Source organism: Streptomyces scabichelini (genome assembly GCF_011045015.1).
In the GTDB taxonomy this organism is placed as follows: Bacteria; Actinomycetota; Actinomycetes; order Streptomycetales; family Streptomycetaceae; genus Streptomyces; species Streptomyces scabichelini.
In genome coordinates this window covers 1-1,160 of sequence record NZ_JAAKZY010000467.1, presented here as the reverse complement: position 1 = coordinate 1,160, position 1,160 = coordinate 1, and the positions used below count along the sequence as shown (strand labels likewise).

Sequence of the window (1,160 nt, the reverse complement as noted above, 5' to 3'; positions counted from 1 at the left end):
AGGAAGGCGAGGACCGCGGAGGCGACGAGGGAGTAGGCGAGGACTGCGAAGACGCCGGCGCACTGCTTCCAGAACTGGTCCAGGCCGCCGCCGTAGAAGAGGCCCTGGACGTCGGACTGGCCGCCGCCGGTGGCGAGGAAGCCGATGAGCAGGGAGCCGACGACACCGCCGACGAGGTGGACGCCGACGACGTCGAGGGAGTCGTCGTAGCCGAACTTGTACTTCAGGCCGACAGCCATGGCGCACAGCAGACCGGCCACGACGCCGACGGCGATCGCGCCGAGCGGGGACACCGCGCCACCGGACGGGGTGATCGCGACCAGACCGGCGACCGCACCGGAGGCAGCACCGAGAGTGGTGAACGCGCCGTGGCGGATCTTCTCGTAGGCGAGCCAGGCGAGTACGGCGGCGGCGGTGGCGATCTGCGTGTTGAGGAACATCAGCGCGCCGACGCCGTCATCGTTGCCGAGCCAGGAGCCGGCGTTGAAGCCGAACCAGCCGAACCACAGCAGGCCGGCGCCGAGCATGACCAGCGGCAGGCTGTGCGGGCGCATCGGGTCCTTCTTGAAGCCGACGCGCTTGCCGATGACCAGGATCACGCCGAGGGCCGCGGCACCGGCGTTGATGTGGACCGCCGTACCACCGGCGAAGTCGATCACACCGAGCTCGAAGGCCCAGCCGCCGGCACCCCAGACCCAGTGCGCGACCGGGAAGTAGACGACCGTGGCCCACAGGGCGACGAACAAGGCCCACGCCGAGAACTTCACACGGTCCGCGAGGGCGCCGCTGATCAGGGCGGGCGTGATGATGGCGAACATCAACTGGAAGACGGCGAAGACGTAGATCGGGATCGTGTAGCCGTCCCACAGCTGCGTGATGCCGATGCCGCTGAGCCCGACGTAGTCCGAGGACCAGCCGATGATGCTGCCGGAGTCGGTACCAAATGCCATGGAGAAGCCGTACAGCACCCACAGGATGGTGACGATCCCCAGGCTGATGAAGCTCATCATCAGCATGTTCAGGGTGCTCTTGACGCGGACCATGCCTCCGTAGAAGAAGGCCAGGCCCGGTGTCATGAGCATCACCAGGGCAGAACAGATGAGCATGAACCCGGTGTTGGCGGCAGACAGCGTGGGAGCTTCTGCGGCCAGGGTGATGGC

General features: G+C 67.2%; 1 protein-coding gene. It reads right to left on the bottom strand.

The features are described from left to right. Nucleotides 1–1,160 (bottom strand): ammonium transporter (locus G5C60_RS50720; RefSeq protein WP_206441025.1); only part of this gene is annotated, 1,160 nt, incomplete at both ends.